The sequence below is a fragment of the Thauera sp. WH-1 genome, from assembly GCF_047806685.1.
Taxonomy (GTDB): Bacteria; Pseudomonadota; Gammaproteobacteria; order Burkholderiales; family Rhodocyclaceae; genus Thauera.
This window is the reverse complement of sequence record NZ_JBLQGP010000008.1, coordinates 107,904-133,855: the sequence shown is the minus strand read 5'-3', so window position 1 is coordinate 133,855 and position 25,952 is coordinate 107,904. Positions and strand designations below refer to the sequence as shown.

Below are 25,952 nucleotides of genomic sequence, written 5' to 3'. Positions count from 1 at the left end.
CTTGCCTCCGCTATATCCTGCCATCGTAAGGTGGTAGCGCCGGCGGCGCGCCGGGGGCACAAAACAAAGGACTCACTCCCGTAATGCCTCGGGAGTGAGTCCAGTGTGTTCCACCCAATCTCGATCGAAGCTACAGTAAATAGGCTTCAACGGACCGGTTGGAACATGCTCGCCTCATGGAAAGCCGCCAGTGTCACTTCTTGGCGGTACGCCGACGGCTAGCGGCGAAACCGACCAAGCCAAGGCCCAAGAGGGCGAGGGTTCCGGGCTCCGGAACTGCAGTGGTGTTTGCGAGCGCTTGGCCATTTCCGCCACCGGAGTAGCGCGAATTCGGGTCAAGAGTCGCCCGGGTGCCGAAGAAAGCGCTTCCGGAGTAGGCAACACTCTTGGGGTCGAAGTAGTCAGCCGCTGCACCGCCGACGATTTCAAAGACTGCTGAGACGAAACCGTTATCGACCGTACCAGTTTGGAGAGAGAAGCTGGTGATGGTCAGGTCAAGCCACAGGATGTCCCCGATCGCACTGTTCGCAACAGCCTGAGAATTCACTGGCGTGTTGAAGTCGGGGGTGTTATCGACGTAGACGCGAACCCAGCCATCCGTCACATCGAATGTATTGTCCGTGTTGAGGCCAATTCCGCCAAATGCGTAGGTCAACTCGCAACCCGGGCAGAAACTCCCCGCGCCGCCGCCCGTTGGAGATGCCTGAATGATGCTCATTGCCGGGTCGTTGATACGCATATACTCGCCAGCGCCTGCCAGGTAGTAGCCCGTAGCCGCCGCAGGGGCGCCGGTTAAAGAGGCAAGCACGTTCCCGATGGTGTCAGCCGTGGTCCAGCTTCCCAAGGTGCCGACGGCATCGTTGGTCGTGCTGAACCACTGCGTGAACTGCGTCTCACCGATAAAATCCTGCTCGATCGGCGGGGTACTTCCATCGGTCCACTCGGTATCCCATGTAACACCGGCGACAGAGACCATTGCCGAATACGATGGCATCGAGAAGGCTGCCATGCTCCCGAGGGCAGCGACTAAGAGGGCTTTTTTCATTTCAATCTCCTTTGTTGGATCGGTGCACGGTGGCGCCCGAATCTCACTGAGCATAATCCGTGCCTGTATCCTACGGCATTGATAAAAAAGGAGAAAAAATAGGAGTGATGGATGCTGTGCTTATGAGATGTAAAAAAATCCGACACTTTCGCAGGCGTGCGCGGTCTCGTTGTGGCTTTACCTTCTAGAACCCGTCTCAGTGGCAGTGATGGCCAGCCTGCCGTTGCGAAGGGGATGTGAGTTGTGCATTTGCGATGCGAGTTCGACGCCCTTTAGCCCACCATGTTGTCCCGATGGATGAGCTCCGGTTCATCGATGTAACCCAGCAGCCGCTCGATCTCCGCCGTCGGCTTGCGCGCAATGCGCCGGCACTCCGACGCCGAATAATTCACCAGCCCGCGCGCCACTTCCTCGCCGGCCAGCGTGCGACAGGCCACCGCCGCGCCGCGCTTGAAGTCGCCGCGCACCTCGACCACGCCCACCGGCAGCAGGCTCTTGCCGCTCTTGAGCGCGGCCACCGCGCCGTCGTCGATGATCAGGTCGCCGGCGAGCTGCAGGTGGTCGGCGATCCACTGCTTGCGCGCCTGCAAGGGCGTGCTGCTGGCGTAGAGCAGGGTGCCGAGGGGCTCGCCCGCGGCCAGGCGCAGCAGCGGGTCGGCCTCGCGGCCGCTGGCGATGCAGGTGTGGGCGCCGCTGCGTGCGGCGCGCTGGGCGGCGCGGATCTTGGTGATCATGCCGCCCTTGCTGATCGCGCTGCCCGAGCCGCCGGCCATGGTTTCGTACTGGCGGTCCTCGGCGCGGCCCTCGGCGATCAGCGTGGCCGTCGGGTCCTTGCGCGGGTCGGCGGTGTAGAGTCCCTGCTGGTCGGTGAGGATGATCAGCGCGTCGGCTTCGATCAGGTTGGCGACCAGCGCGCCGAGGGTGTCGTTGTCGCCGAACTTGATCTCGTCGGTGACCACGGTGTCGTTCTCGTTGATGATCGGCACCACGCCGAGCTGCAGCAAGGTGGTGAGCGTGCTGCGGGCGTTGAGGTAGCGGGTGCGGTCGGACAGGTCCTCGTGGGTGAGGAGGATCTGTGCGGTGTGCAGGCCGTGGCGGGAGAAGGCCTTTTCGTAGGCTTCGACCAGGCCCATCTGGCCGACGGCGGCGGCGGCCTGCAGCTTGTTCATCTCGTGCGGGCGCCGCGGCCAGCCCAGGCGCTGCATGCCGGCGGCGATGGCGCCGGAGGACACCAGCGCCACCTGCCGGCCCTCGGCGCGCAGCGCGGCGATCTGGCGTGCCCAGGCGTCCAGCGCCTCCTTGTCGAGGCCGGCGCCGTTGTTGGTGACGAGGGCGCTGCCGACCTTCACCACGAGGCGGCGGGCGTTGCGGATCTTGGTTCTCATCTCGATGCGTGCGAGCTCGAAAGGTCGGGAAAGGGGGGCAGGCGCCGGTCGGTCGCGGCCAGTGCCGGGTCAGGGTTCGATCAGGAGGCGCGCGCGCCATCCGGCCCGGCGTCGTCGCGGGCGTCGGCATCGTCGTCCGCCGCGTCCTCGGGCAGGGCGTCGTCGTCCTCGTCGCGCAGGGCTTCACTTTCATAGGCGGCGTCGGCGGCGGCGCGGGCGGCTTCGATCGCGGCCAGGCGGGCGGCTTCGGCGGCGTGGCGCTCGGCGCGCTCGGCCTCGATGCGCTCGCGCTCGGCGTCGAGGAAGTCCTGGATGGCGAAGATCAGCGCCTTGGTGCCGTCGCCCTTCAGCGCCGAGATCTCGAAGTGGCGCTCGACCGGGCCGTAGGCGTCGAGGAAGGCCTGCACGCGTTCGGCGCGCTCTTCCTCGGGGATGAGGTCGAGCTTGTTCAGCGCCAGCCAGCGCGGCTTGTTGTAGAGCGCCTCGTCGTACTTGCGCAGCTCTTCGACGATTGCCTTGGCGTCGGCCACGGGGTCGGCCTCGGGGTCGAAGGGGGCGAGGTCGACCAGGTGCAGCAGCACATGGGTGCGCTGCAGGTGGCGCAGGAACTGGTGGCCGAGGCCGGCGCCCTCGGCTGCGCCCTCGATCAGGCCGGGGATGTCGGCGATGACGAAGCTGCGCGCCTCGCTGGTGCGCACCACGCCGAGGTTGGGCGCGAGGGTGGTGAAGGGGTAGTCGGCGACCTTGGGCTTGGCGGCGGACACGCTGCGGATGAAGGTCGACTTGCCGGCGTTGGGCAGGCCGAGCAGGCCGACGTCGGCCAGCACCTTGAGTTCCAGGTGCAGGTTGCGGAATTCGCCTTCCTGGCCCATGGTTTTCTTGCGCGGCGCGCGGTTGGTGCTGGACTTGAAGTGGATGTTGCCTAGGCCGCCGCGGCCGCCACGGGCGATGAGCACCGTCTTGCCGTCCTCGTCGAGGTCGGCGACGAGCTCGCCGCTCTCGAGGTCCTTGAGCACCGTGCCGACCGGAAAGCGCAGCGTGATGTCCTTGCCGCCCTTGCCGTAGCAGTCGCGGCTGCCGCCGTTTTCGCCGCGTTCGGCGCGGAAGCTGCGGGTGTAGCGGTAGTCGATCAGGGTGTTGAGGTTGCGGTCGGCGACCGCATACACGCTGCCGCCGCGCCCGCCGTCGCCGCCGCTGGGGCCGCCCTTGGGGATGAACTTCTCGCGGCGGAAGGTGGCCGCGCCGTTACCGCCGTCGCCGGCGTAGACCTCGATGCGGGCCTCGTCAAAAAACTTCATGCCTGGTCAACCTCTTCGTGGAGTCCGCCACACGGCGCGCCCCGGAAACAAAAAAGCCCTACCGCAAGGATAGGGCTTTTGCACTGCAATGCGATCGAACGCGTGCGATCAGGCCGCTTCCGGCACGATGATCACGGTGCGGCGACGCGACGGGCCCTTGATCGCGAACTGGACGGTGCCGTCCTTGAGCGCGAACAGGGTGTGGTCCTTGCCGATGCCGACGTTGTCGCCCGGGTGGTATTCGGTGCCGCGCTGGCGAACGATGATGTTGCCGGCGAGCACGAACTGGCCGCCATAACGCTTGACGCCGAGGCGTTTCGATTCCGAGTCGCGGCCGTTACGCGAACTACCGCCAGCTTTTTTGTGTGCCATGTCGGATTACCCCCTTCGCCTTAGGCCGAGATCGCTTCGATGCGAAGCTCGGTGTAGTTCTGACGATGCCCCTGGTGCTTCTGGTAGTGCTTGCGGCGGCGCATCTTGAAAATCTTGATCTTGTCGTGACGGCCGTGGGAAACCACGGTCGCCGTGACGGAAGCTCCGGCCACAACGGGCGTGCCGATCTTGACGGCATCGCCTTCGCCGACCATGAAGACCTGGTCGAGAGTGATTTCGGAACCCACGTCGGCCGGTATCTGTTCTACCTTGATCTTTTCGCCAGCAGCAACGCGATACTGCTTGCCACCGGTTTTTATCACCGCGTACATGGTGTTACTCCAGTTGATGGGTCTGCAAAGAATCGCGCACTATACGAATGCGCCGCGCGAAAGTCAATGAAAACAATGCTCCGGGCGCTTGTTTCAGCCTCCTGAGCAGAGTGTAAAGAAATCCGACAGCCTCGCGCTGCGCCCTGGCGGCTGCGGATCAGGCCTCGGCCAGCGCCGGCAGCAATGCGTCCAGCGCCTGGTGCTCGGTGCGGTAGTTCGCCCGCTCGCCGATGCGCGCCCACAGGCCGTCGCGCTCCATGGCGTCGATGACCTGCTTCTTGAGGCCGCAGAAGGCAATCGACTGGCCTTGCGCATGAAAGCGCTCGAACAGGCCGGCGAGCGTGTGCAGCCCGGTGGCGTCGATGTCGTTGATGCCGGCGGCCGACACCAGCACGATCTTCACGCCTGGCTGCGCGCGCGCGGCGCCGAGCATGGCGTCCTCGAAGGTGGCGGCGGTGACGAAGCTGAGCGGGCTGTCGAAGCGCAGGATCACCAGCGCGGGGTGCGGGTGGGGCAGCTCGAAGCGCTCGCGGTCGCGGTAGGTGCCGTCGGCGTGCAGGCCGAGCAGGGCGACGCGCGGGCGCATGCTGCGGTACACCAGCAGCGCCAGCGACAGCATCAGCCCGGTGAGGATGCCGTTCTGGATGTTGGGCGCAAAGGCGAGGGTGGCGACGAAGGTGACGGCGGCGCCGGCGCCGTCGTCGCGGCTGCTGCGCCAGGCGCGCGCGAGCACCTTGAGGTCGATCAGGCTGACCACCGCCTGCAGGATCACCGCTGCCAGCACCGGCTTGGGCAGGTGCCACAGCAGCGGCGTCAGGTAGAGCAGGGTGAGCAGCACCACCGCAGCGGTGACGAGGGACGACAGGCCGCTGCGGGCCTCATTGACGTAGTTGAGCGCCGAGCGCGAGAACGAGGCGCTCACCGGCATGCCACTGCTGAAGGCGGCGGAGATCTTGGCCAGGCCCTGGCCGATCAGCTCCTGGTCCTGGCTCCAGGCCTGGCGCGTGCGCCCGCAGATGAGCTTGGCGCTGGAGGTGGCCTCCATGAAGCTGACCATGGCGATGACGAAGGCCGCCGGCAGCACGGCGGCGATGAGCTCGGGGCGCAGCGGCGGCAGGCTCAATGCCGGCAGCCCGCCCGGCACCGCGCCCACCACCGCGCCGCCGCCCGCTTCGAAGCCGGTCCACGCCGACAGCGCGGTGGCGCCGGCGACCACCAGCGGCACGCCGGGCAGGCGCGGCCACAGTCGCTTCAACACCAGCAGGGCGGCGAGGCTGCCGAGGCCGAAGGCGACCGCGGGCAGGTGCAGCGCGGCCACGCCGCCCAGCGCGTTGGCAAAATCCAGCACCAGGTGTTGCGAGCTCGTCATGGCGAGGCCGAGCAGGGGCGGAATCTGGGTCAGGCAGATGATCAGGGCGGCGGCATTGACGAAGCCCATCAGCACCGGCACCGACAGCAGGTTGAGCAGCCAGCCCAGGCGCAGCACGCCCAGCCCGAGCTGGATCAGGCCCGACAGCAAGGCGAGCAGCAGCGCCAGGCCGACCAGGTCGCCGCCCGCCTGTCCCGCCAGCGGCAGGATGCTCGCGCCCACCAGCAGGCCGGTCAGCGCCACCGGACCGGTGGAGAGCTGGCCGCAGGAGCCGAACAGCGCCGCGACCACCGCCGGGATCAGCGCCGCATACAGGCCGACATGCGGCGGCAGGCCGGCGAGCTTGGCGTAGGCCAGGGCCTGCGGGACCATCACCAGGGCCACGGTGAGGCCCGCCAGCAGATCGCCGCGCACGCCGCCGGCGCGCCATTGCGCAGGCCAGGCGAGAAACGGCAGCAGGCGGTGCAGGCGCGAGGTGGAAAGCATCGGAGGCGCGGGGGCGGGCCGGTGAGCGGCGCCGGCGTGTCGAAGGCGATGGCGGCGATGTTAAAGACAAAACCGGCGCGGGGCACGGTTTGCCCATTCTGATCCGCGTGTCGTGCGAAATTTCACGTTCCGTGTGTTTGCAAGCGGCTGACCGTGGCGCTCGGCACGCCGGCAAGGCGGGCGGGTTGCTATGATCCGCTGCGGCCTCGAATAACGAAAACCATTCTCTCCAGTTTCGTCTCCCATGTCCTTCACCGCCGAAACCTGTGTTGCCATGCATGCTGGCGACCGCAAGGAACAGCAGGATCGCGTCGCACTGTTCGGCCACCCGAAGAAGCCGGGCATGATGATGGCCGTGCTTGCCGATGGCATGGGCGGACACAGTGGCGGTGCGATGGCGGCCGAGCAGGTGCTGATCCGTGCGCGCCAGAATTTCGAGGTCTATGCGCCGCTGCACGAGACGCCCGAGCACCTGCTCGGCAGCGTCATCGACGAGGCGCACACGGTGATCAAGCTCACCCGCTTCACCAGCGAGCAGGACCCGCACAGCACGGCGGTGGTCTTCCTGCTGCAGAACGGCAAGGCCTACTGGGCCCACTGCGGCGACTCGCGCATGTATCACTTCCGTGGCACCACGACGGTGTCGCGCTCCGCCGATCATTCGCTCGTGGGCGAGCTGCAGCGCAAGGGTCGGCTGGACGAAGCGGGGGCGCTCAATCATCCGCAGCGCAACGTGCTGCTCGCCTGCCTGGGCAGCGAGCGCGAGCCGCGCATCGAGCACGGTCGCGAGGAGGCGCCGCACGCCGGCGACTGCTTCCTGCTGTGCTCGGACGGCCTGTGGGCCTACTTCAGCGATTTCGAGCTGGCCTCGACCTTGCAGGAGCTGCCCCCGCGCGCCGCCGCCGAGCGCCTGATCTCGCAGGCGCGCCAGCGCGCCAGCGGCGGCGGCGACAACATCGCGCTGGCCATCGTCAAGCTCGTTCCGGCACCCCCCCAGCCCTTCCGTCCCGGCGCGCGCTGAGCGCCCGCATCGACGCCGACCTCGTGCATGAGGCACGCGGGCGCAGCCGCGCGTGCGCGCGGATGGTGCATTTGGATGATTACGCCTGCCCGGATTGCCGGTAATATGGCCTTCGCGTCGGCTCCTGGCGCTGCAAGCGCGGGGCAGGGAGAACTAACAAAGAGGGCGGCCGGCGCTTCTTTCGATTCTGTGTTGATACCGTTTTACAGGGAGGAATACGCCCATGCCTCTGGTCATCGGAGTGCTAGCGGAGACCCATCCCGGTGAGCGACGCCTGTCCGTCGTGCCGGATGTGGTCAAGAAGTATCAGGGCCTTGGCGCCCAGGTGGTGATGCAGAAGGGCGCCGGCAAGGCCGCGCACTTCCGGGACACCGATTTTGCCGACGTCAGCTTCGTCGACAGCGCCGCCGAAGTGTGTGCGGCCGCCGATGTGGTGTTCTGCGTGCAGGCCCCGCCGGCCGAGACGATCGCCGCCCTGAAGCCGGGCAGCGTGCTGTGCGGCATGCTGCAGCCGTGGTCCAGCGCCGAGCGCGCGAGCCAGCTGGTCGAGGGCCAGATTACCGCCTTCGCGCTCGAACTGCTGCCGCGCATCTCGCGCGCCCAGAGCATGGACATCCTGTCCAGCCAGGGCGCGGTGGCCGGCTACGAGTGTGCGCTGATCGCCGCCGACCATTCGCCCAAGTTCTTCCCCATGCTCACCTACGCCGCCGGCTCCATCCGCCCGGCCAAGGTGCTGGTGATCGGTGCCGGCGTCGCCGGCCTGCAGGCGATCGCCACCGCGCGCCGCATCGGCGCCATGGTCGAGGCCTATGACGTGCGTCCCGAAACGCGCGAGCAGATCGAGTCGCTGGGTGCCAAGTTCGTCGACACCGGCGTGTCGGCCGCGGGCACCGGTGGCTATGCGCGCGAGCTCACCGACGAGGAAAAGGCCAAGCAGGCCGAGCGCCTCGCGAAGGCGGTGGCGCAGTGCGATGCGCTGATCACCACCGCGGCCATTCCGGGCAAGCCGGCGCCGAAGATCATCACCGCCGACATGATCGCGCGCATGAAGCCGGGCGCCGTGGTCGTCGACATGGCGGCCGAGACCGGCGGCAACGTCGAGGGCACGGTCGCCGGCGAGAAGGTGTGGATCAATGACGTGCTCGTGATCGGCCCGACCAACATCGCCAGCCGCATGCCGGTGCATGCGTCCGAGATGGTGGCCAAGAACCTGTTCAATTTCATCTCGCCCTTCATCCGCGACGGCGCGCTCGCGCTCGACTGGGAAGACGAGGTCCTGTCCGGCAGTTGCCTGACGCATGCGGGCGAAGTTCGCCACGCCGGCGTCAAGCAGGTGCTCGGCCTGTAAGGGAGGACACGCCATGGATGGCTTTACCGCGTTGTACATCTTCGCGCTCGCCGCGTTCACCGGTTACGAGGTGATCTCGCGCGTGCCGGTGATCCTGCATACCCCGCTGATGTCGGGGTCGAACTTCGTGCACGGTGTCGTGCTGATCGGCGCCATGGTCGCACTCGGACATGCCGATCCGGAGGACCCGGTGCAGCTGGTGATCGGCTTCCTCGCCGTGTTCCTCGGCGCGGCCAACGCCGCCGGTGGCTACATCGTCACCGAACGCATGCTCGGCATGTTCAAGGCCGGCGGCCGCAAGGAAGGGGGTGCCAAATGACGTCTAACTGGTTCGTGAGCATGGCGTACTTCATCGTCGCCGTGGTCTTCATCCTCGGCCTGAAGGCGATGGCCTCGCCGGTGACCGCGCGCAAGGGCATCGTGTGGGCGGGCTTCGCCATGGTCGGCGCGACCGTGGTGACCTTCTTCATGCCCGGCCTCAACAACGTCGGCCTGATGGTGCTGGCCATCGTGCTCGGCGGCGGCGTGGCCTGGTACAGCGGCAAGATCGTCAAGATGACCGACATGCCGCAGATGGTCGCCATCTACAACGGCATGGGCGGCGGCGCGGCCGCGGGCATCGCCGCGATCGAGCTGGTGCGTGGCGTGCAGCACGACGCCATCACCTCGACGCTGCTCGCGCTGGGCGCGATCATCGGCGCGGTCGCCTTCTCCGGTTCATGCGTGGCCTTCGCCAAGCTGCAGGGCCTGATGAACAAGGCGATCCGCCTGCCGCAGCAGAACAACGTGAACTTCTTCCTGACGCTGCTGACCTTCGGCGTGGGCCTGACCGTGGCCTATTCCGATGCGCCCGGCGGCTTCGAGATCTTCCTGTTCTTCGTGCTCGCGCTGGCGCTCGGTGTCGTGCTGGTGATGCCGATCGGCGGCGCCGACATGCCGGTGGTGATCTCGCTGCTGAACGCCTTTACCGGCCTGGCGGTGGGCTTCAAGGGCTTCGTCATCGGCAACCCGGCGCTGATCGTGGCCGGTATCGTGGTCGGCGCCTCGGGCATGCTGCTCACCCAACTGATGGCCAAGGCGATGAACCGCCCGATCAAGAACATCATCTTCACCCCGCTCACCGGTGCGGCGGCCGAAGGCGGCGAGGCGGTCGAAGGCACGATGCGCGAGCTGTCCTCGATGGACGCGGCCGCGCTGATGCGCTACGGCCAGAAGGTCATCATCGTGCCCGGCTACGGCATGGCGGTGGCCGGCGCCCAGCACAAGGTGTGGGAGATGGCGCAGCTGCTCGAGGAGGGCGGCGTCGAGGTGGTGTTCGCGATCCACCCGGTGGCGGGCCGCATGCCCGGCCACATGAACGTGCTGCTGGCCGAGGCCGGCGTGCCCTACGACAAGATCTTCGACCTCGACGAGATCAACGCCGACTTCGCCCAGGCGGACGTGGCCCTGGTGATTGGCGCCAACGACGTGGTGAACCCGGTTGCGCGCACCGACAAGTCGAGCCCGATCTACGGCATGCCCATCCTGAATGCGGACATGGCGCAGAACGTCATCGTGGTCAAGCGCGGCAAGGGCGCGGGCTACTCGGGCATCGAGAACGCGCTGTTCTACAAGGACAACTGCCGCATGCTGTACGGCAGCGCGCAGGAAGCGATCGGCGAAGTGATCCAGCACGTGAAGACGCTGGAGGCGTGATGGAGGCCCCCGCCAGCCGCATGCGGGCGGGGGCGATTCAAGTCTGGCGCGTGGCGGGCCGTTACCGGGGATGTCGTGTTTCCGGGAGCGGCCCGTTGCGTTTCAAGTCTGCCTCGTTGTTGGTCTGCCTCGCCGCCTGGGCCGGGCTTGCCGCTGGCCAGGCGCCGGCGCCGGTCGACACGCCCGCGCCGGGCCAGACCCCGCCGTCGCTGCAACCTGCTCAGGATGAGGCGGCCAATGGCCCCGCCGCGCGCGAGACGCCGGCCTGGCGCAGCACCGCGGGCTACCCGTTGCCGGCCCTGGCCGACACGGTTGCGCGCATGCAGCATGTCGCCCACGCCATGCAGTTGCGCGACTACTGTGCGAATCGGCGCCTGCCGGATGCGTTCGTGCGCGAGCGCCTGCAGCGTTTCAGCCGCCTCACCGGGCGCGAGGAAGACTGCCAGACGCTGCTCGACTACTGAGTGCTGTCGGCGAGGAAGGCCTCGAACTCGGGCGCCGGCATCGGCCGACCGAACAGCGGGCCCTGCTGCAAGTGGCAGTCGAGCGCGCACAGGAAGGCCTGCTGCCCGGGCTCCTCGACACCGCGCGCATACACCTCCAGCCCCAGCGTCGCGGCGAGGCCGCTGATCGCCTCGACCACCGCCTCGCTGTCTTCGCTCTTGCCCACGCCACGCACCAGCGCCGGGTCGAGCTTGATCGCCCTGAGCGGATAGCGCCGCAGGCGCGGGATCGAGGACAGGCCGCGGCCGAAATCGTCAACCGCCAGGCGCACGCCGATCTCGGCCAGCCTGCGCAGGGTCTCGGCCAGGTTGCTGCCGTCCTCCGCCACCACCTTCTCGTCCAGATCGAGCTCGAGCCGCTGCGGCGACAGGCCGCTGCTGCGCAAGGTGGCGGCGACGCGCTCGCCGAAGTCGCCATGGATCAGCTGCTCGATGCCGATATTGACCGTCAGTCGCGGCGTGCTGCCGCTGGCCGTGGCCGGCCATTGACGGGCGAGGCGGCAGGCCGCGCCCAGCACCCAGTCGCCCACGCGGGCGAGCAGCGTGGGGTCGCTCACCGCGCCGATGAAGCGGCGAAAGGGCAGCAGGCCGAGTTCGGGGTGTTGCCAGCGCAGCAGGGCTTCGCCGGCGCACACCTGGCCGCTGCGGGCGTCGATCAGGGGCTGGAAATGCAGCAGCAGTTCGTCCGCCTCGAGGGCCTGGCGCAGGCCGTTCTCGAGGTAGGCCAGGTCGAAGCCGAGGCTGTCGGCGAGGCCGTTGAAAGGCTGGTGATTGTTGCCGCCCAGGCGCTGCGCGTGGCCAAGCGCGGTGCGCGCGTGGCGCAGCAGGGTGTCGAGGTCGCGACCGTCCTGCGGGAACAGGGCGATGCCGGCGCTGGCGGTGAGCTGCAGGCTGTGCGCACCGAGCGCGAGCGGCTGCGCCACGGCGGCCAGCAACGCGCCGGCGGCGCGGCCCGCGTCGCTCGGCAGGTCGAGCTCGGGCAGCAGGACCAGGAAGCTGTCGCTGCGCTCGCGTGCCACCAGCGCGCGGGCGCCGCCTGCCTGGTTCAGACGGTGGGCGAGGTGCTGCAGCGCCGCGTCGCCCACGGCGTCGCCGTGGGCGCGATTGACGGCCTTGAAGCCGTCGATGTCGATGCGCAGCACGCCCATGCTGGTGCGCTGCGCAAGGGCACGGGCGACGCTGTCATCGAAGCGCGCCTCGAGCAGGCGGCGGTTGGGCAGGCCGGTGAGCAGATCGTGACAGGCCAGGTACATCGCCCGCATGTCGGCCTTGCCGTCCGGCGCCGGTTCGGCCTCGGGGCGGGGCAGGTGGCGCGCGCGGCCGGCGGCGCGGGAGGGCGTGGCGGGGGCGGTGCGCGCCGGCGCGGCAGAGGTGGCCGGGCGGGTCGCGGCAGGGGCGGTGCCCGCCAGTGCGGCCGGGCGCGCGCCGGGGGCGCTGAGGATGATGGCGTGGATGCCCGGGCGCAGGCGGGGCGCGGCGATGAAGTCGAGCGTGCGCAGCTCACCGTCGGGCAGCGCGAAGCTCAGCGCGCCGCGCTTCTCGCCCTGGATGAGGACGCGCGCGCGCGCGGCGAGGAAGGCCTCCTCGCTCGGAAACAGCTCGGCCAGTGGCCGGCCGGCCACCTGGCGGTAGTCCCGCTGCAGCAGCTGGCAGGCGGCGCTGTTGGCGTCGAGGATGACCTCGTCGCCGGTGATGATCAGGCCTTCGTCGAGGAGTTCGAGCAGCGCCAGATAGACACCGGTCTCCGCGCCCTCGGAGAGATCGGGCACGAAGGGCTCGGGCGAGGTCGACGAAGAGGGGGGCAGGCCCGGGGTGGGGAGCGGGCCCGGAGGGCGTCCTGAGGGGTTCACTGGCGGCAGCGTCGAGGGGGCATCAGGTGGTGGGATCAGGCCTTTACGGCATGCAACCCAGAATACTTGATGCGCGACCGCCGCCGAGGACGGAATAGACGGGGCGGGTGGGCCTATTTCCGTCCCGGATGGGTGGGCTTACTTGCGGCCCAGGCCGCCGAGCAGCACCGCGATCGGACGCTGGCCGCGGCGCAGGGGGTCGGGCTTGGAAGCAGTCGCGCCGGTCGCCGCGGTGTCGGGGCCAAGCAGCGGCGCGACGGGGCTGACCGGCTCGTAGGGCTTGCTGAAGTCGAAGCCGTCGGCCGCGATCGTCGAACGCCCGCGCCGATTGCCGCCGCGCGCGCCATCGCGACCGCCTTCACGGCTGCTGTCGCGCCCGCCCTCGCGTGCGGCGGGGCGCCGGCTGTCGGGCGCGCGCTCGCGCGTGGCGCGCTCGGCCTGCTCGGCGGGGGCGGAACGGCGGCCGCGGTGGGCGCGCGAGCCGGCCTCGTGGAAGTCCGGGTCGGGGTCGAAGCCGGGCACGATCTCCTGCGGGATCTGGAACTTGATCAGCTTCTCGATCTCGCTCAGCCAGTGCTTCTCCTCGGCGCTGACGAGCGAGATGGCGTTGCCGTGGTGGCCGGCGCGGCCGGTGCGGCCGATGCGGTGCACGTAGTCCTCGGCGGTGTGCGGCAGCTCGAAGTTGATGACGAAGGGCAGCTCGTCGATGTCGAGACCGCGCGCGGCGACGTCGGTGGCGACCAGCACGCGCAGCTTGCCGGACTTGAAGGCCTCAAGTGTCTCGGTGCGCTGCTGCTGGCTCTTGTCGCCGTGGATGGCGTCGGCCGAGACGCCGGCGCGCTCGAGGTAGTGGGCCAGGCGACCGCACATCAGCTTGGTGTCGACGAAGACCAGCGCCTGGGTGTCGGGCTTGTGGCGCAGCAGGTGGGCGAGCAGGTTGCGCTTCATGCCCGAGGACACCGGGTGCACGACGTGGGTGATGGTCTCCGACACCATGTTGCGGCGCGCCACCTCGATCAGCTGCGGGTTCTTCAGCATCTGGTCGGCGAGCTTCTTGATCTCGTCCGAGAAGGTGGCCGAGAACAGCAGGCTCTGGCGCTGCTTGGGCAGCAGGGCGAGGATGCGCTTGATGTCGGGGATGAAGCCCATGTCGAGCATGCGGTCGGCTTCGTCGAGCACGAGCACTTCGACCTGGGACAGGTTGATCGACTTCTGCTCGACATGGTCGAGCAGCCGCCCCGGGGTGGCGATGACGACCTCGATGCCGCGGCGCAGTTCCATCTGCTGCGGCTTGATGTCCACCCCGCCATAGACGCAGATCGAGCGCAGCGGCAGGTGTTTGCTGTAGGTCTTGACCGACTCGAACACCTGCATCGCCAGCTCGCGGGTGGGGGCGAGGATCAGCGCCCGCGTCTGGTGGCGGGCCGGCGAGGTGCTGGTGTTGGCGTGGCGGGCGATGCGGTGCAGCAGCGGCAGCGTGAAGCCGGCGGTCTTGCCGGTGCCGGTCTGGGCGCCGCCCATGACGTCATTGCCGGCGATGACGATGGGGATGGCCTGGCGCTGGATCGGCGTCGGCTCGGTGTAGCCGGCGTCGGCGACGGCTTGCAGCAGTTCGGGAATGAGGCCGAGGTCGGCGAAACTCATGGGCGCCTTTGCATTGAGTGCAGCCCCGCTGCAAAGGTGCGCGCGACTGCCGGATTGGGAAAACCCGGATTATACACGGCACGAAAAATCGTTTACCGCACAGGGGCTTCCCATCCCCGCGCGCGCGGTGGGCGCAGCCTACTTCTTGAGCATCAGGAAGGCGGTCACTTCCTCGCGGTCGTGGTAGAGGTGCTTGATGCGCAGATCGAAGGGGCCGACGCTGTTGAGCCGCTTGCGGATCAGCTCGCGGCATTGCTCGACCGCCTCGACGCGGCGCTTCATCGGCAGTTTGAGGTTGAAGATGGCGTAGCGGCAGCGCCCGGTGGCGACCCACTCGGCCATCAGCGAGGCGATGCGGCTCGGTTGCTCGACCATGTCGCACACCAGCCAGTCCACCGGGCGATGCGGGCGCCAGGTGAAGCCGTCGGCGCGCAGGTGCTCGACCATCTCGGTGGCCATCACCGCGTCGCGCAGCGGACCGTTGTCGATGGCGGTGACGCGCAGGCCGCGCTGCACGAGCTGCCAGGTCCAGCCTCCCGGGGCGGCGCCCAGGTCCACCGCGCGCTGGCCGGCGCGCAGCATGGTTTCGCGTTCGTGCTCGTCGAGCAGCACCATGAAGGCTTCGGCGAGCTTCATGGTCGAGCGGCTGGGCGCGCTCGAGGGCATGCGCAGGCGCGGGATGCCCATTGGCCAGCTCGAGCACTGGCCGGGCTGGCCGGCGGCGAGCCAGGCGGTGGTGGCATCGGTAAACAGCACGTGCAGCACCGGCAGGCCGGTCCGGCTGGTGCGCAGGCAGCCGGCCTTTTCCAGGGCCTTGGTCAGCGGCTCGGTGAAGCGCTTGCAGAAGCCCGAGCGCTGCTTGGCCTCGTCGGTGTCGGGCGTCTCCAGCAGCACGCCGGAGAAGCGCTGACCGCTGGCCTTGACCGCGTCGACGATGGGGGTGGCGCGGTCGCGTTCGGGCAGCCCTTCGACGCGGGCGAACCAAGGCAGCAGCTGGCGGGCGAAGGTGGCGCGCTGCCAGTCGGTGGCATTGCCGAAAGCGCCCAGTGGCGTCGGCTCGAAGGTCTCGTACACGACGTAGCCGGTGTCGGGCTCGGCACGCACAAAGCCGATCAGGCCGGCCTCGGCAGCGAGGTCGTCGACTTCGGCGGCGAGTTCCTTCTCGAAACCGGCGCGGCAATAGCCGAGCAGGCCAGCGCAGTTCAGGCCGGCGGCGGGGGTGTGCTGATTCATTGGGCGAGGGCGCGCAGGCGCGGAAGTATGATTGGGCCCGGATCTGCAGGACGTGCAGGGCGGGGCCGAGGCCCCCGATGATAAGCCGCCGCGGCCTCACTGGCGAGCCTGGCGCCCGCGGAGCGTGCGGGGGCTGGGCGCATGGATGCGACAGGAGCGTGGATGAGCAAGCGTGAAATGAGCTATCGCCCGCTGGGCGAGAACGGGCCGCAGGTGTCGGCGATCCGCCTCGGTACGATGACCTTCGGTCAGCAGAACAGCGAGGCCGGGGCGCACAGCCAGCTCGATCTCGCCCTCGAGCGCGGTGTCAACTTCATCGGACGGTGCCGGGCGAGGGGGCGTCGCCTGCCGTCGATGCCTCGGCCGGCAGCGGCGTGACCGCGGCGGTCGGCAGCTGGGTGAAGCGCGACGGCACGACCTCGAGTTTGCGGTCCATCATGTAGTCGTTCATGTCACGCCAGCCCGCGAAGACAGAGGCCTTGTCCGCTGAGGCGTTGAGCGTGTAGCAGTCTTCCAGCGAGCGCCCGGCGTGACGGCAGGCGCTGCCGATGGCGCGGCCTTCGGCCTCCATGCGTGCGGCGTCGCGCGCCGGGTTGGGCAGCTCGAGCAGCTCTGCGATCTGTTCGCAGCCGGCCACCAGCGGCAGCAGTGCGATCAGGACGAGGGCGGGCAGCGAAGGACGCGAGGCGATACGGCGCATGGCGGAATGGGGCGCTGGGTCGTTGGTGAAGATGGTGCGCGGCGGCGCCGGTCGGCAACGGCGTTGAAGCGCTCTGATCCCATTAACGGCCGGCGTGACGGATTCTTGAAGAAGGGGCCGCATGTTACATCCGGGGCGTTCGTTTCGTGAGGCGGCGACACTATAATTCCGTTGCCTCCGGGCCGTCGGTCCGGGCTTCTCGTCATGTGTGTCAAGTCAATGAATAGAAAGCGTTTCAAGGGTTTCGTCGGGGTGGTCGTGGCGTGCGCAGCGGTCGGGCTGCCGGTGTCGTCGACGCCGGCTGCAGCATCCCAGCAGGTCGAGCTCTTCCATCGCCTGCCCGAGAGCCGGGCGGCCGCGCTCAATGAGCTTGTCGAGCGCTTCAATGCGCAGTCGAAGGACGTCCGCGTCGTGCTGAACGATGCCGACTGGCGCACGCGCACGGCGGCGCCCCATCTGCTCATCCTCGAGGGCGACGACGAGGACGAGTTCGTCGCTGGCAAGCCGCGCTTCAAGCCGCTGCATGCGTTGATGCGCGAGAGCGGGGTGCCGCTGCAGACCGTGCGTCCGCCGGCGATGATGACGCGCACCCCGGTGGACGCCAAGGGTCGCCTGCTGGCGCTGCCGATCGGCCTGTCGACGCCGGTGCTGTTCGTGAACCGCGACGCCCTGCGCCGTGCCGGCATGAACCCGGACACGACCCAGGTCAACACCTGGTTCGAGCTGCAGGAAACCCTGGGGCGCCTCGCCGACGCCGGACACACCTGCCCCTACACGGTGTCCGAGCCCGGGCGCGTGATGGTCGAGAACCTCAGCGCCTGGCACAACGAGCCGGTGGCGGCGGTGCGCGACAAGCGCACCGTGCCCAGCTTCAACGGCATGTTCCAGGTCAAGCACGTGGCGATGATGGCGAGCTGGACGCGCGCGCGCTACCTGCATGTGTTCAACGAGCAGGCCGAGTCCGAGCAGCGCTTCGCCCGTGGCGACTGCGCGGTGATCGCCGCGCCGTCGGCGAGCTGGGTCGATTTCCGCCGCAGCGGCACGCTGGACATCGGCGTGTCGCGCCTGCCGTATTACGAGGACTTCCCCGGCGCGCCGCAGAACACCGTGGCCGACGGCCCGGCGCTGTGGGCAGCGGCGGGCAAGAAGCCTGCCGAGTACAAGGCCATTGCGCGCTTCATCAGCTTCTGGCTGCAACCCGAGAACCAGGTCGCCTGGCAGCGCGAGACCGGCTATCTGCCACTGAACCGGGCCGGCCTGCTGGCGTCGCGTAGTGAATTGCTCGGCGATGATCTCGAGAACGTGCGGGTGGCGGTCGAGCAACTGACCCACAAGCCGGCGACGCCGCAGTCTTCCGCCCAGCCTGCGGTCGAGCGGCAGAAGGTGCGCCGCATCCTCGACGAGGAGCTCGCCGGCGTGTGGGCGGACGAGAAGGCCGCCAAGGAGGCGCTCGACAACGCCGTGACGCGCGCCCAGGGCGGCAACTGAGCGCGGCCCGAGACGCGGGCGCAGCGCAGGGCGCGGCTTGACGGCGCGCGCGCGCGGCGCCTACCATCCGCCTTTTTCCGCGAGCGTGTCCGCCTTGTCCGTCAAGCAGCTTTTCGCGCCGATCGCCGCCGACATGCAGGCGGTGGATGCCGTCATCCGCGACCGCCTCCATTCGGATGTCGTACTCATCCGCCAGGTGGCCGAATACATCATCCACAGCGGCGGCAAGCGCCTGCGCCCGGCGCTGGTGCTCTTCACCGCCGGTGCGATGGGCTACAAGGGCACCGAGCACCACGAGCTCGCCGCCGTGGTCGAGTTCATCCACACCGCCACCTTGCTGCACGACGACGTGGTCGATGAGTCCGACCTGCGTCGCGGCAACAAGACCGCCAACGCCTTGTTCGGCAATGCGGCCTCGGTGCTGGTGGGCGACTTCCTCTACTCGCGCGCCTTCCAGATGATGGTGGGGGTCGAGAACATGCGCGTGATGCGCGTCCTCGCCGATGCCACCAACATCATCGCCGAGGGCGAGGTGCTGCAGTTGCTCAACTGCCACAACGCGGACGTCGTCATCGACGATTACCTGCGCGTGATCCGCTACAAGACGGCCAAGCTGTTCGAAGCGGCCGCGCGGCTGGGCGGCATCCTGGGTGGTGCGGACGAGGTGCTCGAGCTGCGGCTGGCCGAGTTCGGCATGCACCTGGGCACCGCGTTCCAGCTCATCGACGACGTGCTCGACTACTCGGCCGACGAGGCCGACACCGGCAAGCACCTGGGCGACGACCTTGCCGAGGGCAAGCCCACGCTGCCGCTCATCCACGTCATGCAGCACGGCACGCCCGAGCAGGCGGCAACGGTGCGCAACGCCATCGAGAACGGCGGTCGCGATGACTTCGCCGCAGTGCTCGCCGCGATCCAGGCCACCGGCGCGCTAGAGGTGACGCGACGCCATGCGCAGGCCGAGGCCGAGCGCGCCATCGATGCACTTTCCGCGCTTCCCCCTTCCATTTTCAAGGACGCGCTGCTACAATTATCGGACTTTGCAGTTAGGCGAACTTACTGATATAGTAGCTGGCTTCGCAGCAAGGCAAGAAAGTGTCGGGGAATAGCTCAGCCTGGTAGAGCACTGCGTTCGGGACGCAGGGGCCGGAGGTTCGAATCCTCTTTCCCCGACCAACAATTCGGCTGGAGTCGGCAGTTCAGTGCTGAACGATTCCGCAAGAAGATGGCGCAGATTCTCAAGAGTCCTGCGCCATTTTTCCGTCTGTACCCCGCGACTGGCGTTACGCGTGAGCTATTGCTCGTCTGACCCTGTGGCGAGCGCCGTATCATCGCGCATCATTCCTCCGACGCGGCAAGGGCCTCGGCCTGGGTCGCCATCATCGACGGCTCAGACCATGTCGTTACCTCGCCTCTTCGCGCCGCTGCGCGTCGTGCCGGCGCTCGCCGCCTGCCTCTGCACCGGTGCCTCCCTCGCGGCTGCGCCCGGCGATCTGGTGCGCCTGCTGCCCCTGTCGCTGGAAGACCTCATCAACACGCCGGTGGTGACGGCCTCGCGCCGATCCGAGGCGCGCGACCACACGCCGGCGCACATCATGGTGATCACGCGCGAGCAGATCCGCGAGCGCCGCTACCGCAACCTCGCCGATCTGCTCGAGGATCTGCCGGGTGTGGACTTCATGCGCGGGACCAAGTCCTCGACCTTCAACAACTTCAGCGTGCAGGGCTACAACAGCAACAACAAGCTGCTGATCATGCTCGATGGTGTGCGCATCGACCATCCGGCCGGCGGCAAGATTCCGGTGGCGGAGAACTTCGCGCTGTTCCAGGCGCGCCAGGTCGAGGTCTTGTACGGCCCGGCGGCGGCGCTGTATGGGGCCGACGCGGTGGCCGGGGTGATCAACATCATCACCGACCGCCCGGCCGCGGCGAACGAGAGCTGGGTGTCGGTGGGGGCAGGACGCTTCGACAGCCGCGAGGCCCGCTTTCTTGCCTCTGCCCGCGCGGGCGAGCAGCTTGCCTTGACCGTGGGCGGTCATCGCCAGGCGAGCGACCGCGCGCCGCTCGACAGGTACTACCCGGCCGACTTCCCGCGCGTGGATGCGAAGACCTTTGGCGGCAATGTGGTCGTGCCGGCAGCGGCGCGCGAGGCCTATGCGGGCGACATCGCCAGCCACAGCGTCTTTGCGCGCCTGGATGTGGGCGATGCGCTCTCCCTTGGCCACTACCGCAACTTCTTCCGCCAGCTCACCAGCACGGGAGACCGGCCGGACACCGTGCTCTACCTGCGCGATGCGCGTTGGGAAACGCTGACCGAGACGACCTATGCGCGGCTGCGTTTCGAGCTTGCGCCCGACCTCAGGGGCGAACTGCGGGTCGATCACTCCGAGCTCGAGGTCGATCCGCGCTCCAAGTACCTCAACGTCTTCACCGGCTTCGAGGACAAGGGCTATCTGTACGCCCGCTCGCGCCGCACGGGCATCGAGCAGTCGCTCGACTGGCGTGCTTCCGACCGGCATAGCGTGCAGGCCGGCCTCGGCTACAACGACTACGTCGCCTTGCTGACGCCCGATCTGCCGCAGCCTTACGACCGTGCTCGCGCTCCGGCGGACCAGGGGCTCAGCTATCCCAACACCACGCTGCCGATCCAGATCGGCGAGGCCCACTATCACAACGTGCATGGCTACGCCCAGCTCCAGTCTGACTGGGGCGAGGCCTGGTCGACGATGCTGGGCGTGCGCTACGACGACCACTCCGCCTATGGCAGCAGCCTCAATCCGCGTCTCGGTGCCGTGTGGCGAGCGAGCGAGCAGCATGTGTTCAAGGCGCTCGCGGGCAAGGCCTTCCGTGCGCCGTCGCCGGAGGAGTCGCTCGGCAGCTTCGGCTCGTTCGCCGGCGACCGCGATGCGCAGGGGCGCTACATCGGCCGGGGCTTCCGGGTGCCCAACGACCGTCTCGAGCCCGAAGTCGCGCGCACCTACAGCCTGACCTGGGACTGGCGTCCGCGGCCGGACCTGAACTTCATCACCAACGTCTACCACAGCCGCATCCGCAACCTCGTCGTGACCCAGACCCAGCACGTCCCGACCCAGTTCATCGACGGCGCGGTGCTGAGTGACACCACGGTCAAGGGCAACGCCGGCGAGGAGGTGCATCGCGGTCTCGACTGGATCGCACAGTGGCGCTTTGGCCTGGGCGCGCGCTGGGACGGCGATGTGTGGGGCAGCTTCAGCTGGGTCGATGGCGATACCCGTGAGCTCGACGAGGGGCCGCGCACCGAGCTCAGCTACGTCGCCCGGCGCAAGCTCAAGCTCGGTGCCACCTTCCGCTACCTCGACCGGCTGACGATCACGCCGCGCCTGCGCTGGATCGACGACACCGCCACCGGGCGCGACAGCCGGGTGCTGGACGGCAAGCGCCTCCACACGGACGCTCATGTGGTCGCCAGCCTGCACATCGGCTGGCATCGTCTGCTCGACGGCAAGGCCAGCCTGTGGCTGGACATCGACAACCTTTTCGACCGCCGCTACGACGCCGCGCACGGTTCGGCCAGCACCACCTTCGTCGACATGCCGCAGCAACCGAGGACGTGGATGGCTACGCTCGAGTACCGGTTCTAGGGGCGCGCGCGTCGATGCTGCAAGGTCTCCGCCTCACCGTGCTGGCGACGCTGATGGCCTGCGGGCCACTGGCGCCGCCCGCGTTCGCGCAGGCACCGGCCGCCTCCGAGCAGGCGCTGAAGGCGGTGCTGTTCTACAAGCTGGCGCTCTTCACTTACCGCGAACGCAGCGGCGATGATGCCCCCGTGCTGTGCACCCTGGGTCGCACGCAGCTCGACGAGGCCCTGCGCAGCCTTGTAGACACCCCGGTAGAGGGCTTGCCCAGCCGCTTCCGGGCGCTGCGCAGCCCGGGCGAGGCCAGCGACTGCGCCTTCATCTTCGTCGGCCGCTCAGAGACCGATCGGCTCGAGCGGCTGCTCCTCGAGCTGGCGCGGCCGGGCCTGGTGACGGTGTCCGACATTCCCGGCTTCGCGCGCGCGGGCGGGATGGTCGAACTGGGTGTGAAGGGGCGTCGTGACGGCCTGGCCATCGTCATCAACCGCCGTGCCGCGCGCGGCGCGGGCGTCGAGTTCATGGCGCAGTTGCTGCGGCTCGCCGAGGTGTCCGATGACTAGGCGGGCGACGCCGCGCCGGGCGGGGTGGCTGCGCCTGCCGGCCACCCTGGGCGGGCGACTGTTGCTGCTCGGCGCGCTGTCGCTGCTGGCCGCAGCGAGCCTGGTCTTTGCGCTGATGAGCCTGCAGCAGCAGCGCCTGTTGCGCAGCGAATGGGCCGCCTCGCTGTCGGCCCAGGCCGAACTGATCGCCACCAACAGCATGGCGGCCGTATCCTTTGGCGACGCCGCCGAGGCGCGCCGCCTGCTCTCGGCCCTGTCGAGCAGCCGATTCATCCTCGATGGGCGCATCGTGCTGGCCGACGGCAGCGTCTTTGCGCGCCATGCCGACGATGCGCGGCCGACGCGCGGGGGCGAGTTCACCCCGGTGATCCCGCCGACGTTGGCCGGCCACGTCTTCAATGAGCACAGCATCACGGTGTGGGCACCGGTGTTCGAGGGCAGCCGGCCGGTGGCGAGGGTGGAGCTGCGCGCCTCGCTCGAGCAGATCCAGGCGCTGTCGAATCGCGCGCTGCGCGACTCGCTGCTGGTCCTGCTGGGGGTGCTGCTGGTCTCGCTGGCCTTCGGCTGGCTGCTGTTGCGCCGGCTGCTCGCACCGGTGGGCGAGCTGGGCGCGCTGATGCACCGGCTGGCGGCCGATGCCGGCCTGCCCGACCGTGCCCGGCCGCGCGGCGGTGAGGAGATCGCCGCGCTGGGCCGTGGCTTCAACCAGCTCATCGACACCATCCAGGCGCGCGATGCCGAGCTTGCGCAGTACCGCGGCAACCTCGAGCGTCTGGTTGAGGCCCGCACGCGCGCGCTGGAGCGCGCGATTGCGGATGCGCGTGAAGCCAATCGCACCAAGTCGGGCTTTCTGGCGCGCATGAGCCATGAGATCCGCACGCCGATGAATGCCATCGTTGGGCTCGGCCGCCTGCTGCAGCGCAGCCGCCTGTCGCGACAGCAACGTGACCAGGTCGACAAGATGCTGGCGTCCTCGGAGAGCCTGCTCGGCATCATCGATGATGTGCTCGATTACTCGCGCATCGAGGCCGGCAAACTGTCGCTCGAGTCGATTCCCTTCGAGGTGGGCGAGGTGTGCCAGCGTGCGCTGGGCGTGGTCGCGCTGCGCGCCGAGGAGAAGGGGGTCGAGCTGCTGTTCCGCTGCGCGCCCGATGTGCCGCGCCGCCTGATCGGTGACCCACTGCGGCTTGGCCAGGTGCTGATCAATCTGCTCGGCAACGCGATCAAGTTCACTCACGAGGGCGAGGTCATGCTCGCGCTCGAGCGCTGCGACGGCGCGCCGGGCCAGGCCATGCTGCGCTTGGCCGTGCGCGATACCGGCATCGGCATCGAGCCGGCCTACCGTGAGCGCTTGTTCGAGGCCTTCAGCCAGCTGGACGACTCTGTCACGCGGCGCTTCGGTGGCACCGGGCTGGGCTTGTCGATCTGTGCCCAGCTCGTGCGCATGATGGCGGGCTCGATCGAGGTCGACAGCACGCCGGACGTGGGAACGGTGTTTCGCGTCGTCGTGCCCCTGGCCGTGGCCGCGGAGGGGGTGCCGGCTGCCGAGCCGGCCCGGGCGATGCCGGCCCCGACGCGTTATCGGCGCGCACTGGTGGTCGATGACAATCCGACCGCTGCGGCGCTGCTGCTCGAGCTGCTCGAGCAGCAGGGGCTTGCCGCGCGCGCCTGCGCAAGCGGCGAGGAGGGGCTGGATGCGCTGCAGCAGGCAGCCGCTGCCGGGGCGGCCTTCGATCTGGTCCTCGTTGACTGGCAGATGCCGGTGATGGACGGGCTGCAGTTCGCCGCCCGCATCGATGGCCTCGGCCTGCCGGGCGCACGCCCGGCGGTGGTGCTGGCGATCACCGTGGGGGCCTACGAAGCGGTGGCCGAGCGCCTCATCAGCTCGGGCGTCGATTCCGTTCTGGTCAAGCCGGTGACCGAATCGGCCTTGCTCGAGGCGCTTGCCGAGGCGGCGAATCCCGCCGTCGCTCGTGATGCGCACGGGGCTGATGCAAGCGGCATTCCCGATCCGGCGCGCCTGGCGCGCATCCGTGGCGCGCGCGTGCTGATCGTCGATGACCTGCCGCTCAATCGCGAGGTGGTGCGCGAGTTCGTCAGCCTGGCCGGGCTGGCGGTGGCGGAGGCGGCCAATGGGCGCGAGGCCATCGACCGGCTGGCGGCGGGCGACATCGCCCTCGTGCTGATGGACGTGCAGATGCCGGTGCTCGACGGCCTGGCGGCAACGCGGCTGATCCGTGGCGACGCCCGCCACCGCGACCTGCCCATCCTCGCCATGACCGCCCACGCGATGAGCGGCAGCCGCAAGCAAAGCCTGGCGGCCGGCATGAACGATCACCTGACCAAGCCGATCGACCCGCAGCTGCTGTACGCGGCCTTGCTGAAGTGGATTCCCCCGGCCGACTACGCGTCCGCCGCCGAGCACGCGCCGGGCGGAAGGGCGCAGCCGGCGCTGCTGCCGCCGCTCGCGGGCATCGACAGCGAGCGCGGTCTGGCCAACCACATGGGGCGGCCCGGCCTGTACCGGCGCATCCTCAACAACTTTCGCAAGCAGTTCGAGCACGCCGCGGCGGCGCTTGAACGTGCGCTCGCGCGCGGCGACGTGGTGGCCGCGCGGCGACTCGCGCACTCCCTCAAGTCGGCCGCGGCCACCATTGGTGCGACGGCGCTGTCCGCGCTGGCCCGCCGCGCCGAGTCGGCCCTGCAGGCCGGGCAGGCGCCCGAGCCTGCGGTGCTCGCCGCGCTGGCCGCCGAGCTCGATCGCGTCCTCGCCGCGCTGGCGCCGCTGGCGTCCACCGCCGCACTGCGGCCCGCCGGCGTGGCCGACGACCTCGCACGCGCGCAGGGGCTGCTGCTGCGTCTGGGCGAGCTGCTCGAGCGCCATGACGCGGCCGCCGAGGGCGTGGTCGGCGAACTGCTCGAATGCCTGCATGACGAGGCCCAGCGCGCTCGGATTGATGTGGTGCGCGAACTCATCGAGGATATCGAGTACGAACGTGCGCTGGTGCAGCTCGATGCGCTGCGCCAGGATCTGCAACGGATGACCGGATGAATCCCGCCTTCACTGTCCTCATCGTCGACGACGAGAAACATAACCGCAGCCTGCTCACTGAACTGCTGGGCGAGGACTACCGCCTGATTCTGGCCAAGAACGGCGAGCAGGCCCTCGAGCGCGCGCGCGAGCACCGCCCCGACCTGATCCTGCTCGACGTGCTGATGCCGGGCATGGACGGCCATGCCGTGCTGCGCCAGCTCAAGCACGACGACACCACGCGCGACATCCCGGTCATCTTCATCACCGCGCTCGACTCCACCATCGACGAGGAAAAGGGGCTCGAGCTCGGCGCGGTGGACTACATCACCAAGCCCTTTCATCCGCCGATCGTGCGCGTGCGGGTGCGCAACCACCTGCAGTCGGTGCATCAGCGCCGCCTGCTCGAGCAGCTCGCGATGCTCGACAGCCTCACCGGCATCCCCAACCGCCGCCGCTTCAACGAGGTGTTCGAGCTCGAATGGCGGCGCTGCCTGCGCAACCGCGACGCGGTGTCGCTGCTCGTCATCGACATCGACCACTTCAAGCGCTTCAACGACGACTTCGGCCACACCGAGGGCGACGAGGTGCTGCGCCGCATCGCCGGCACGCTGCAGCGCGCGCTGCGGCGGCCGGCCGACTTCGTGTGCCGCTACGGCGGCGAGGAGTTCGTCATCCTGCTGCCCGGCATCCCGATGGAGGGCGCGCTCGCGCTGGCCGAGTCGGCACGCTGCGACGTCGAGGCCCAGCGCGTGCCCGCGCCCGGTGGCATGCAGCTGCCGGTCACCGTCAGCATGGGGGGCGCGACCTGCCTGCCGCAGCGCGCCGAACCCGATCATGCGCTTTTCGCGCGCGCCGACGCGGCGCTGTACGCGGCCAAGCGGGGTGGTCGCAATCGCGTGGTGTGGTCGCCGGCGTCCGCCGCGGGCGAAGCCGCCGCGCCCTTCGCAGCGGCCGCCGGGCGCGACTGAGCGCCGC

Annotated in this window: 22 protein-coding genes and 1 tRNA gene; 13 read left to right on the top strand and 10 right to left on the bottom strand. The window is 68.9% G+C overall.

Annotation, left to right across the window (positions count from 1 at the left end):
- Positions 1–193: 193 nt before the first annotated feature.
- The 6 genes from ACMV5O_RS10340 to ACMV5O_RS10315 form a co-directional block, all read right to left on the bottom strand.
- Entirely contained in the window at positions 194–1,045 is an 852-nt protein-coding gene (locus ACMV5O_RS10340; RefSeq protein WP_416163379.1) for a PEP-CTERM sorting domain-containing protein, read from the bottom strand.
- A gap of 272 nt (positions 1,046–1,317) precedes the next feature.
- On the bottom strand, positions 1,318–2,430 hold the full coding sequence (gene proB / locus ACMV5O_RS10335; RefSeq protein ID WP_416163378.1) for a glutamate 5-kinase: 1,113 nt from the start codon (positions 2,428–2,430) through the stop codon (positions 1,318–1,320).
- 80 nt (positions 2,431–2,510) lie between these two features.
- Positions 2,511–3,728 (bottom strand): Obg family GTPase CgtA, encoded by a 1,218-nt coding sequence (gene cgtA, locus ACMV5O_RS10330; RefSeq protein ID WP_324541649.1) that lies wholly within the window; start codon positions 3,726–3,728, stop codon positions 2,511–2,513.
- A 108-nt stretch (positions 3,729–3,836) separates the two neighbouring features.
- The gene (rpmA, locus tag ACMV5O_RS10325) at positions 3,837–4,100 is read right to left on the bottom strand and encodes a 50S ribosomal protein L27 (RefSeq protein ID WP_324541647.1); all 264 of its coding nucleotides are present in this window, start codon (positions 4,098–4,100) and stop codon (positions 3,837–3,839) included.
- Positions 4,101–4,120: 20 nt separating this feature from the next.
- Positions 4,121–4,432 carry a 50S ribosomal protein L21 gene (gene rplU / locus ACMV5O_RS10320; protein WP_324541645.1) on the bottom strand — a complete coding sequence of 104 codons (312 nt, stop codon included), beginning with the start codon at positions 4,430–4,432 and terminating at the stop codon, positions 4,121–4,123.
- A 157-nt stretch (positions 4,433–4,589) separates the two neighbouring features.
- Positions 4,590–6,287, bottom strand: a complete 1,698-nt coding sequence (locus ACMV5O_RS10315) for a SulP family inorganic anion transporter (RefSeq protein ID WP_416163377.1) — start codon at positions 6,285–6,287, stop codon at positions 4,590–4,592.
- A 244-nt stretch (positions 6,288–6,531) separates the two neighbouring features.
- On the opposite strand from ACMV5O_RS10315, the gene ACMV5O_RS10310 reads away from it, so the two are divergent.
- The 5 genes from ACMV5O_RS10310 to ACMV5O_RS10290 all read left to right on the top strand — a co-directional run bounded on the left by ACMV5O_RS10310 (position 6,532) and on the right by ACMV5O_RS10290 (position 10,815).
- Positions 6,532–7,308 carry a PP2C family protein-serine/threonine phosphatase gene (locus ACMV5O_RS10310; RefSeq protein WP_416163376.1) on the top strand — a complete coding sequence of 259 codons (777 nt, stop codon included), beginning with the start codon at positions 6,532–6,534 and terminating at the stop codon, positions 7,306–7,308.
- Positions 7,309–7,531: 223 nt separating this feature from the next.
- A complete protein-coding gene (locus ACMV5O_RS10305; RefSeq protein WP_416163375.1) occupies positions 7,532–8,656 on the top strand; it encodes an NAD(P) transhydrogenase subunit alpha in 1,125 nt (374 codons plus the stop codon).
- 13 nt (positions 8,657–8,669) lie between these two features.
- Positions 8,670–8,975: an NAD(P) transhydrogenase subunit alpha gene (locus tag ACMV5O_RS10300; RefSeq protein WP_416163374.1), complete on the top strand. Its 306-nt coding sequence runs from the start codon at positions 8,670–8,672 to the stop codon at positions 8,973–8,975.
- Positions 8,972–10,351, top strand: coding sequence for an NAD(P)(+) transhydrogenase (Re/Si-specific) subunit beta (locus ACMV5O_RS10295; RefSeq protein WP_416163373.1), 1,380 nt, complete (start codon positions 8,972–8,974; stop codon positions 10,349–10,351). The genes ACMV5O_RS10300 and ACMV5O_RS10295 overlap by 4 nt, the downstream gene beginning before the upstream one ends.
- Before the next feature lie 95 nt (positions 10,352–10,446).
- On the top strand, positions 10,447–10,815 hold the full coding sequence (locus ACMV5O_RS10290) for a hypothetical protein (protein ID WP_416163372.1): 369 nt from the start codon (positions 10,447–10,449) through the stop codon (positions 10,813–10,815).
- Here the strand turns inward: ACMV5O_RS10290 and ACMV5O_RS10285 are convergent.
- The 3 genes from ACMV5O_RS10285 to rlmM all read right to left on the bottom strand — a co-directional run bounded on the left by ACMV5O_RS10285 (position 10,809) and on the right by rlmM (position 15,581).
- Positions 10,809–12,704, bottom strand: a complete 1,896-nt coding sequence (locus ACMV5O_RS10285) for a putative bifunctional diguanylate cyclase/phosphodiesterase (RefSeq protein WP_416163371.1) — start codon at positions 12,702–12,704, stop codon at positions 10,809–10,811. The two genes, ACMV5O_RS10290 and ACMV5O_RS10285, sit on opposite strands and share 7 nt — an antisense overlap.
- A gap of 138 nt (positions 12,705–12,842) precedes the next feature.
- Positions 12,843–14,348, bottom strand: a complete 1,506-nt coding sequence (locus ACMV5O_RS10280) for a DEAD/DEAH box helicase (protein WP_416163370.1) — start codon at positions 14,346–14,348, stop codon at positions 12,843–12,845.
- A 138-nt stretch (positions 14,349–14,486) separates the two neighbouring features.
- On the bottom strand, positions 14,487–15,581 hold the full coding sequence (rlmM, locus tag ACMV5O_RS10275) for a 23S rRNA (cytidine(2498)-2'-O)-methyltransferase RlmM (RefSeq protein WP_416163369.1): 1,095 nt from the start codon (positions 15,579–15,581) through the stop codon (positions 14,487–14,489).
- A 162-nt stretch (positions 15,582–15,743) separates the two neighbouring features.
- Here rlmM and ACMV5O_RS10270 point away from each other — a divergent pair, with 162 nt between their 5' ends.
- Positions 15,744–15,959, top strand: coding sequence for a hypothetical protein (locus tag ACMV5O_RS10270; RefSeq protein WP_416163368.1), 216 nt, complete (start codon positions 15,744–15,746; stop codon positions 15,957–15,959).
- Here the strand turns inward: ACMV5O_RS10270 and ACMV5O_RS10265 are convergent.
- Complete coding sequence (locus ACMV5O_RS10265; protein ID WP_416163367.1) at positions 15,895–16,281, bottom strand: hypothetical protein; 387 nt, start codon at positions 16,279–16,281, stop codon at positions 15,895–15,897. The genes ACMV5O_RS10270 and ACMV5O_RS10265 overlap by 65 nt on opposite strands.
- Before the next feature lie 219 nt (positions 16,282–16,500).
- Between ACMV5O_RS10265 and ACMV5O_RS10260 the strand changes: the two genes are divergently transcribed.
- The 7 genes from ACMV5O_RS10260 to ACMV5O_RS10230 all read left to right on the top strand — a co-directional run bounded on the left by ACMV5O_RS10260 (position 16,501) and on the right by ACMV5O_RS10230 (position 25,945).
- Complete coding sequence (locus ACMV5O_RS10260; protein WP_416163366.1) at positions 16,501–17,769, top strand: extracellular solute-binding protein; 1,269 nt, start codon at positions 16,501–16,503, stop codon at positions 17,767–17,769.
- Between the two features lie 94 nt (positions 17,770–17,863).
- Positions 17,864–18,832, top strand: a complete 969-nt coding sequence (ispB, locus tag ACMV5O_RS10255; protein WP_416163365.1) for an octaprenyl diphosphate synthase — start codon at positions 17,864–17,866, stop codon at positions 18,830–18,832.
- A gap of 36 nt (positions 18,833–18,868) precedes the next feature.
- Positions 18,869–18,945 (top strand) — tRNA-Pro (locus tag ACMV5O_RS10250).
- 221 nt (positions 18,946–19,166) lie between these two features.
- Positions 19,167–21,389, top strand: a complete 2,223-nt coding sequence (locus ACMV5O_RS10245) for a TonB-dependent receptor plug domain-containing protein (RefSeq protein ID WP_416163364.1) — start codon at positions 19,167–19,169, stop codon at positions 21,387–21,389.
- 14 nt (positions 21,390–21,403) lie between these two features.
- On the top strand, positions 21,404–21,943 hold the full coding sequence (locus ACMV5O_RS10240) for a YfiR family protein (RefSeq protein WP_416163363.1): 540 nt from the start codon (positions 21,404–21,406) through the stop codon (positions 21,941–21,943).
- Positions 21,936–24,995: a response regulator gene (locus ACMV5O_RS10235; protein WP_416163362.1), complete on the top strand. Its 3,060-nt coding sequence runs from the start codon at positions 21,936–21,938 to the stop codon at positions 24,993–24,995. The genes ACMV5O_RS10240 and ACMV5O_RS10235 overlap by 8 nt, the downstream gene beginning before the upstream one ends.
- On the top strand, positions 24,992–25,945 hold the full coding sequence (locus ACMV5O_RS10230; protein WP_416163361.1) for a diguanylate cyclase: 954 nt from the start codon (positions 24,992–24,994) through the stop codon (positions 25,943–25,945). The genes ACMV5O_RS10235 and ACMV5O_RS10230 overlap by 4 nt, the downstream gene beginning before the upstream one ends.
- The last annotated feature ends 7 nt before the right edge of the window (positions 25,946–25,952 follow it).

Excerpts from the sequence above, each read along its gene's own strand:
- ACMV5O_RS10295 (WP_416163373.1), top strand. The coding sequence starts at position 8,972 with ATGACGTCTAACTGGTTCGTGAGCATGGCGTACTTCATCGTCGCCGTG.
- ACMV5O_RS10235 (WP_416163362.1), top strand. The coding sequence starts at position 21,936 with ATGACTAGGCGGGCGACGCCGCGCCGGGCGGGGTGGCTGCGCCTGCCG.
- ACMV5O_RS10300 (WP_416163374.1), top strand. The coding sequence starts at position 8,670 with ATGGATGGCTTTACCGCGTTGTACATCTTCGCGCTCGCCGCGTTCACC.
- ACMV5O_RS10260 (WP_416163366.1), top strand. The coding sequence starts at position 16,501 with ATGAATAGAAAGCGTTTCAAGGGTTTCGTCGGGGTGGTCGTGGCGTGC.
- proB (WP_416163378.1), bottom strand. The coding sequence starts at position 2,430 with ATGAGAACCAAGATCCGCAACGCCCGCCGCCTCGTGGTGAAGGTCGGC.
- ACMV5O_RS10280 (WP_416163370.1), bottom strand. The coding sequence starts at position 14,348 with ATGAGTTTCGCCGACCTCGGCCTCATTCCCGAACTGCTGCAAGCCGTC.
- ACMV5O_RS10310 (WP_416163376.1), top strand. The coding sequence starts at position 6,532 with ATGTCCTTCACCGCCGAAACCTGTGTTGCCATGCATGCTGGCGACCGC.
- cgtA (WP_324541649.1), bottom strand. The coding sequence starts at position 3,728 with ATGAAGTTTTTTGACGAGGCCCGCATCGAGGTCTACGCCGGCGACGGC.
- rpmA (WP_324541647.1), bottom strand. The coding sequence starts at position 4,100 with ATGGCACACAAAAAAGCTGGCGGTAGTTCGCGTAACGGCCGCGACTCG.
- ACMV5O_RS10270 (WP_416163368.1), top strand. The coding sequence starts at position 15,744 with ATGAGCAAGCGTGAAATGAGCTATCGCCCGCTGGGCGAGAACGGGCCG.
- ACMV5O_RS10240 (WP_416163363.1), top strand. The coding sequence starts at position 21,404 with ATGCTGCAAGGTCTCCGCCTCACCGTGCTGGCGACGCTGATGGCCTGC.
- ACMV5O_RS10315 (WP_416163377.1), bottom strand. The coding sequence starts at position 6,287 with ATGCTTTCCACCTCGCGCCTGCACCGCCTGCTGCCGTTTCTCGCCTGG.
- rlmM (WP_416163369.1), bottom strand. The coding sequence starts at position 15,581 with ATGAATCAGCACACCCCCGCCGCCGGCCTGAACTGCGCTGGCCTGCTC.
- ACMV5O_RS10265 (WP_416163367.1), bottom strand. The coding sequence starts at position 16,281 with ATGCGCCGTATCGCCTCGCGTCCTTCGCTGCCCGCCCTCGTCCTGATC.
- ACMV5O_RS10245 (WP_416163364.1), top strand. The coding sequence starts at position 19,167 with ATGTCGTTACCTCGCCTCTTCGCGCCGCTGCGCGTCGTGCCGGCGCTC.
- ACMV5O_RS10305 (WP_416163375.1), top strand. The coding sequence starts at position 7,532 with ATGCCTCTGGTCATCGGAGTGCTAGCGGAGACCCATCCCGGTGAGCGA.
- ACMV5O_RS10230 (WP_416163361.1), top strand. The coding sequence starts at position 24,992 with ATGAATCCCGCCTTCACTGTCCTCATCGTCGACGACGAGAAACATAAC.
- ACMV5O_RS10340 (WP_416163379.1), bottom strand. The coding sequence starts at position 1,045 with ATGAAAAAAGCCCTCTTAGTCGCTGCCCTCGGGAGCATGGCAGCCTTC.
- rplU (WP_324541645.1), bottom strand. The coding sequence starts at position 4,432 with ATGTACGCGGTGATAAAAACCGGTGGCAAGCAGTATCGCGTTGCTGCT.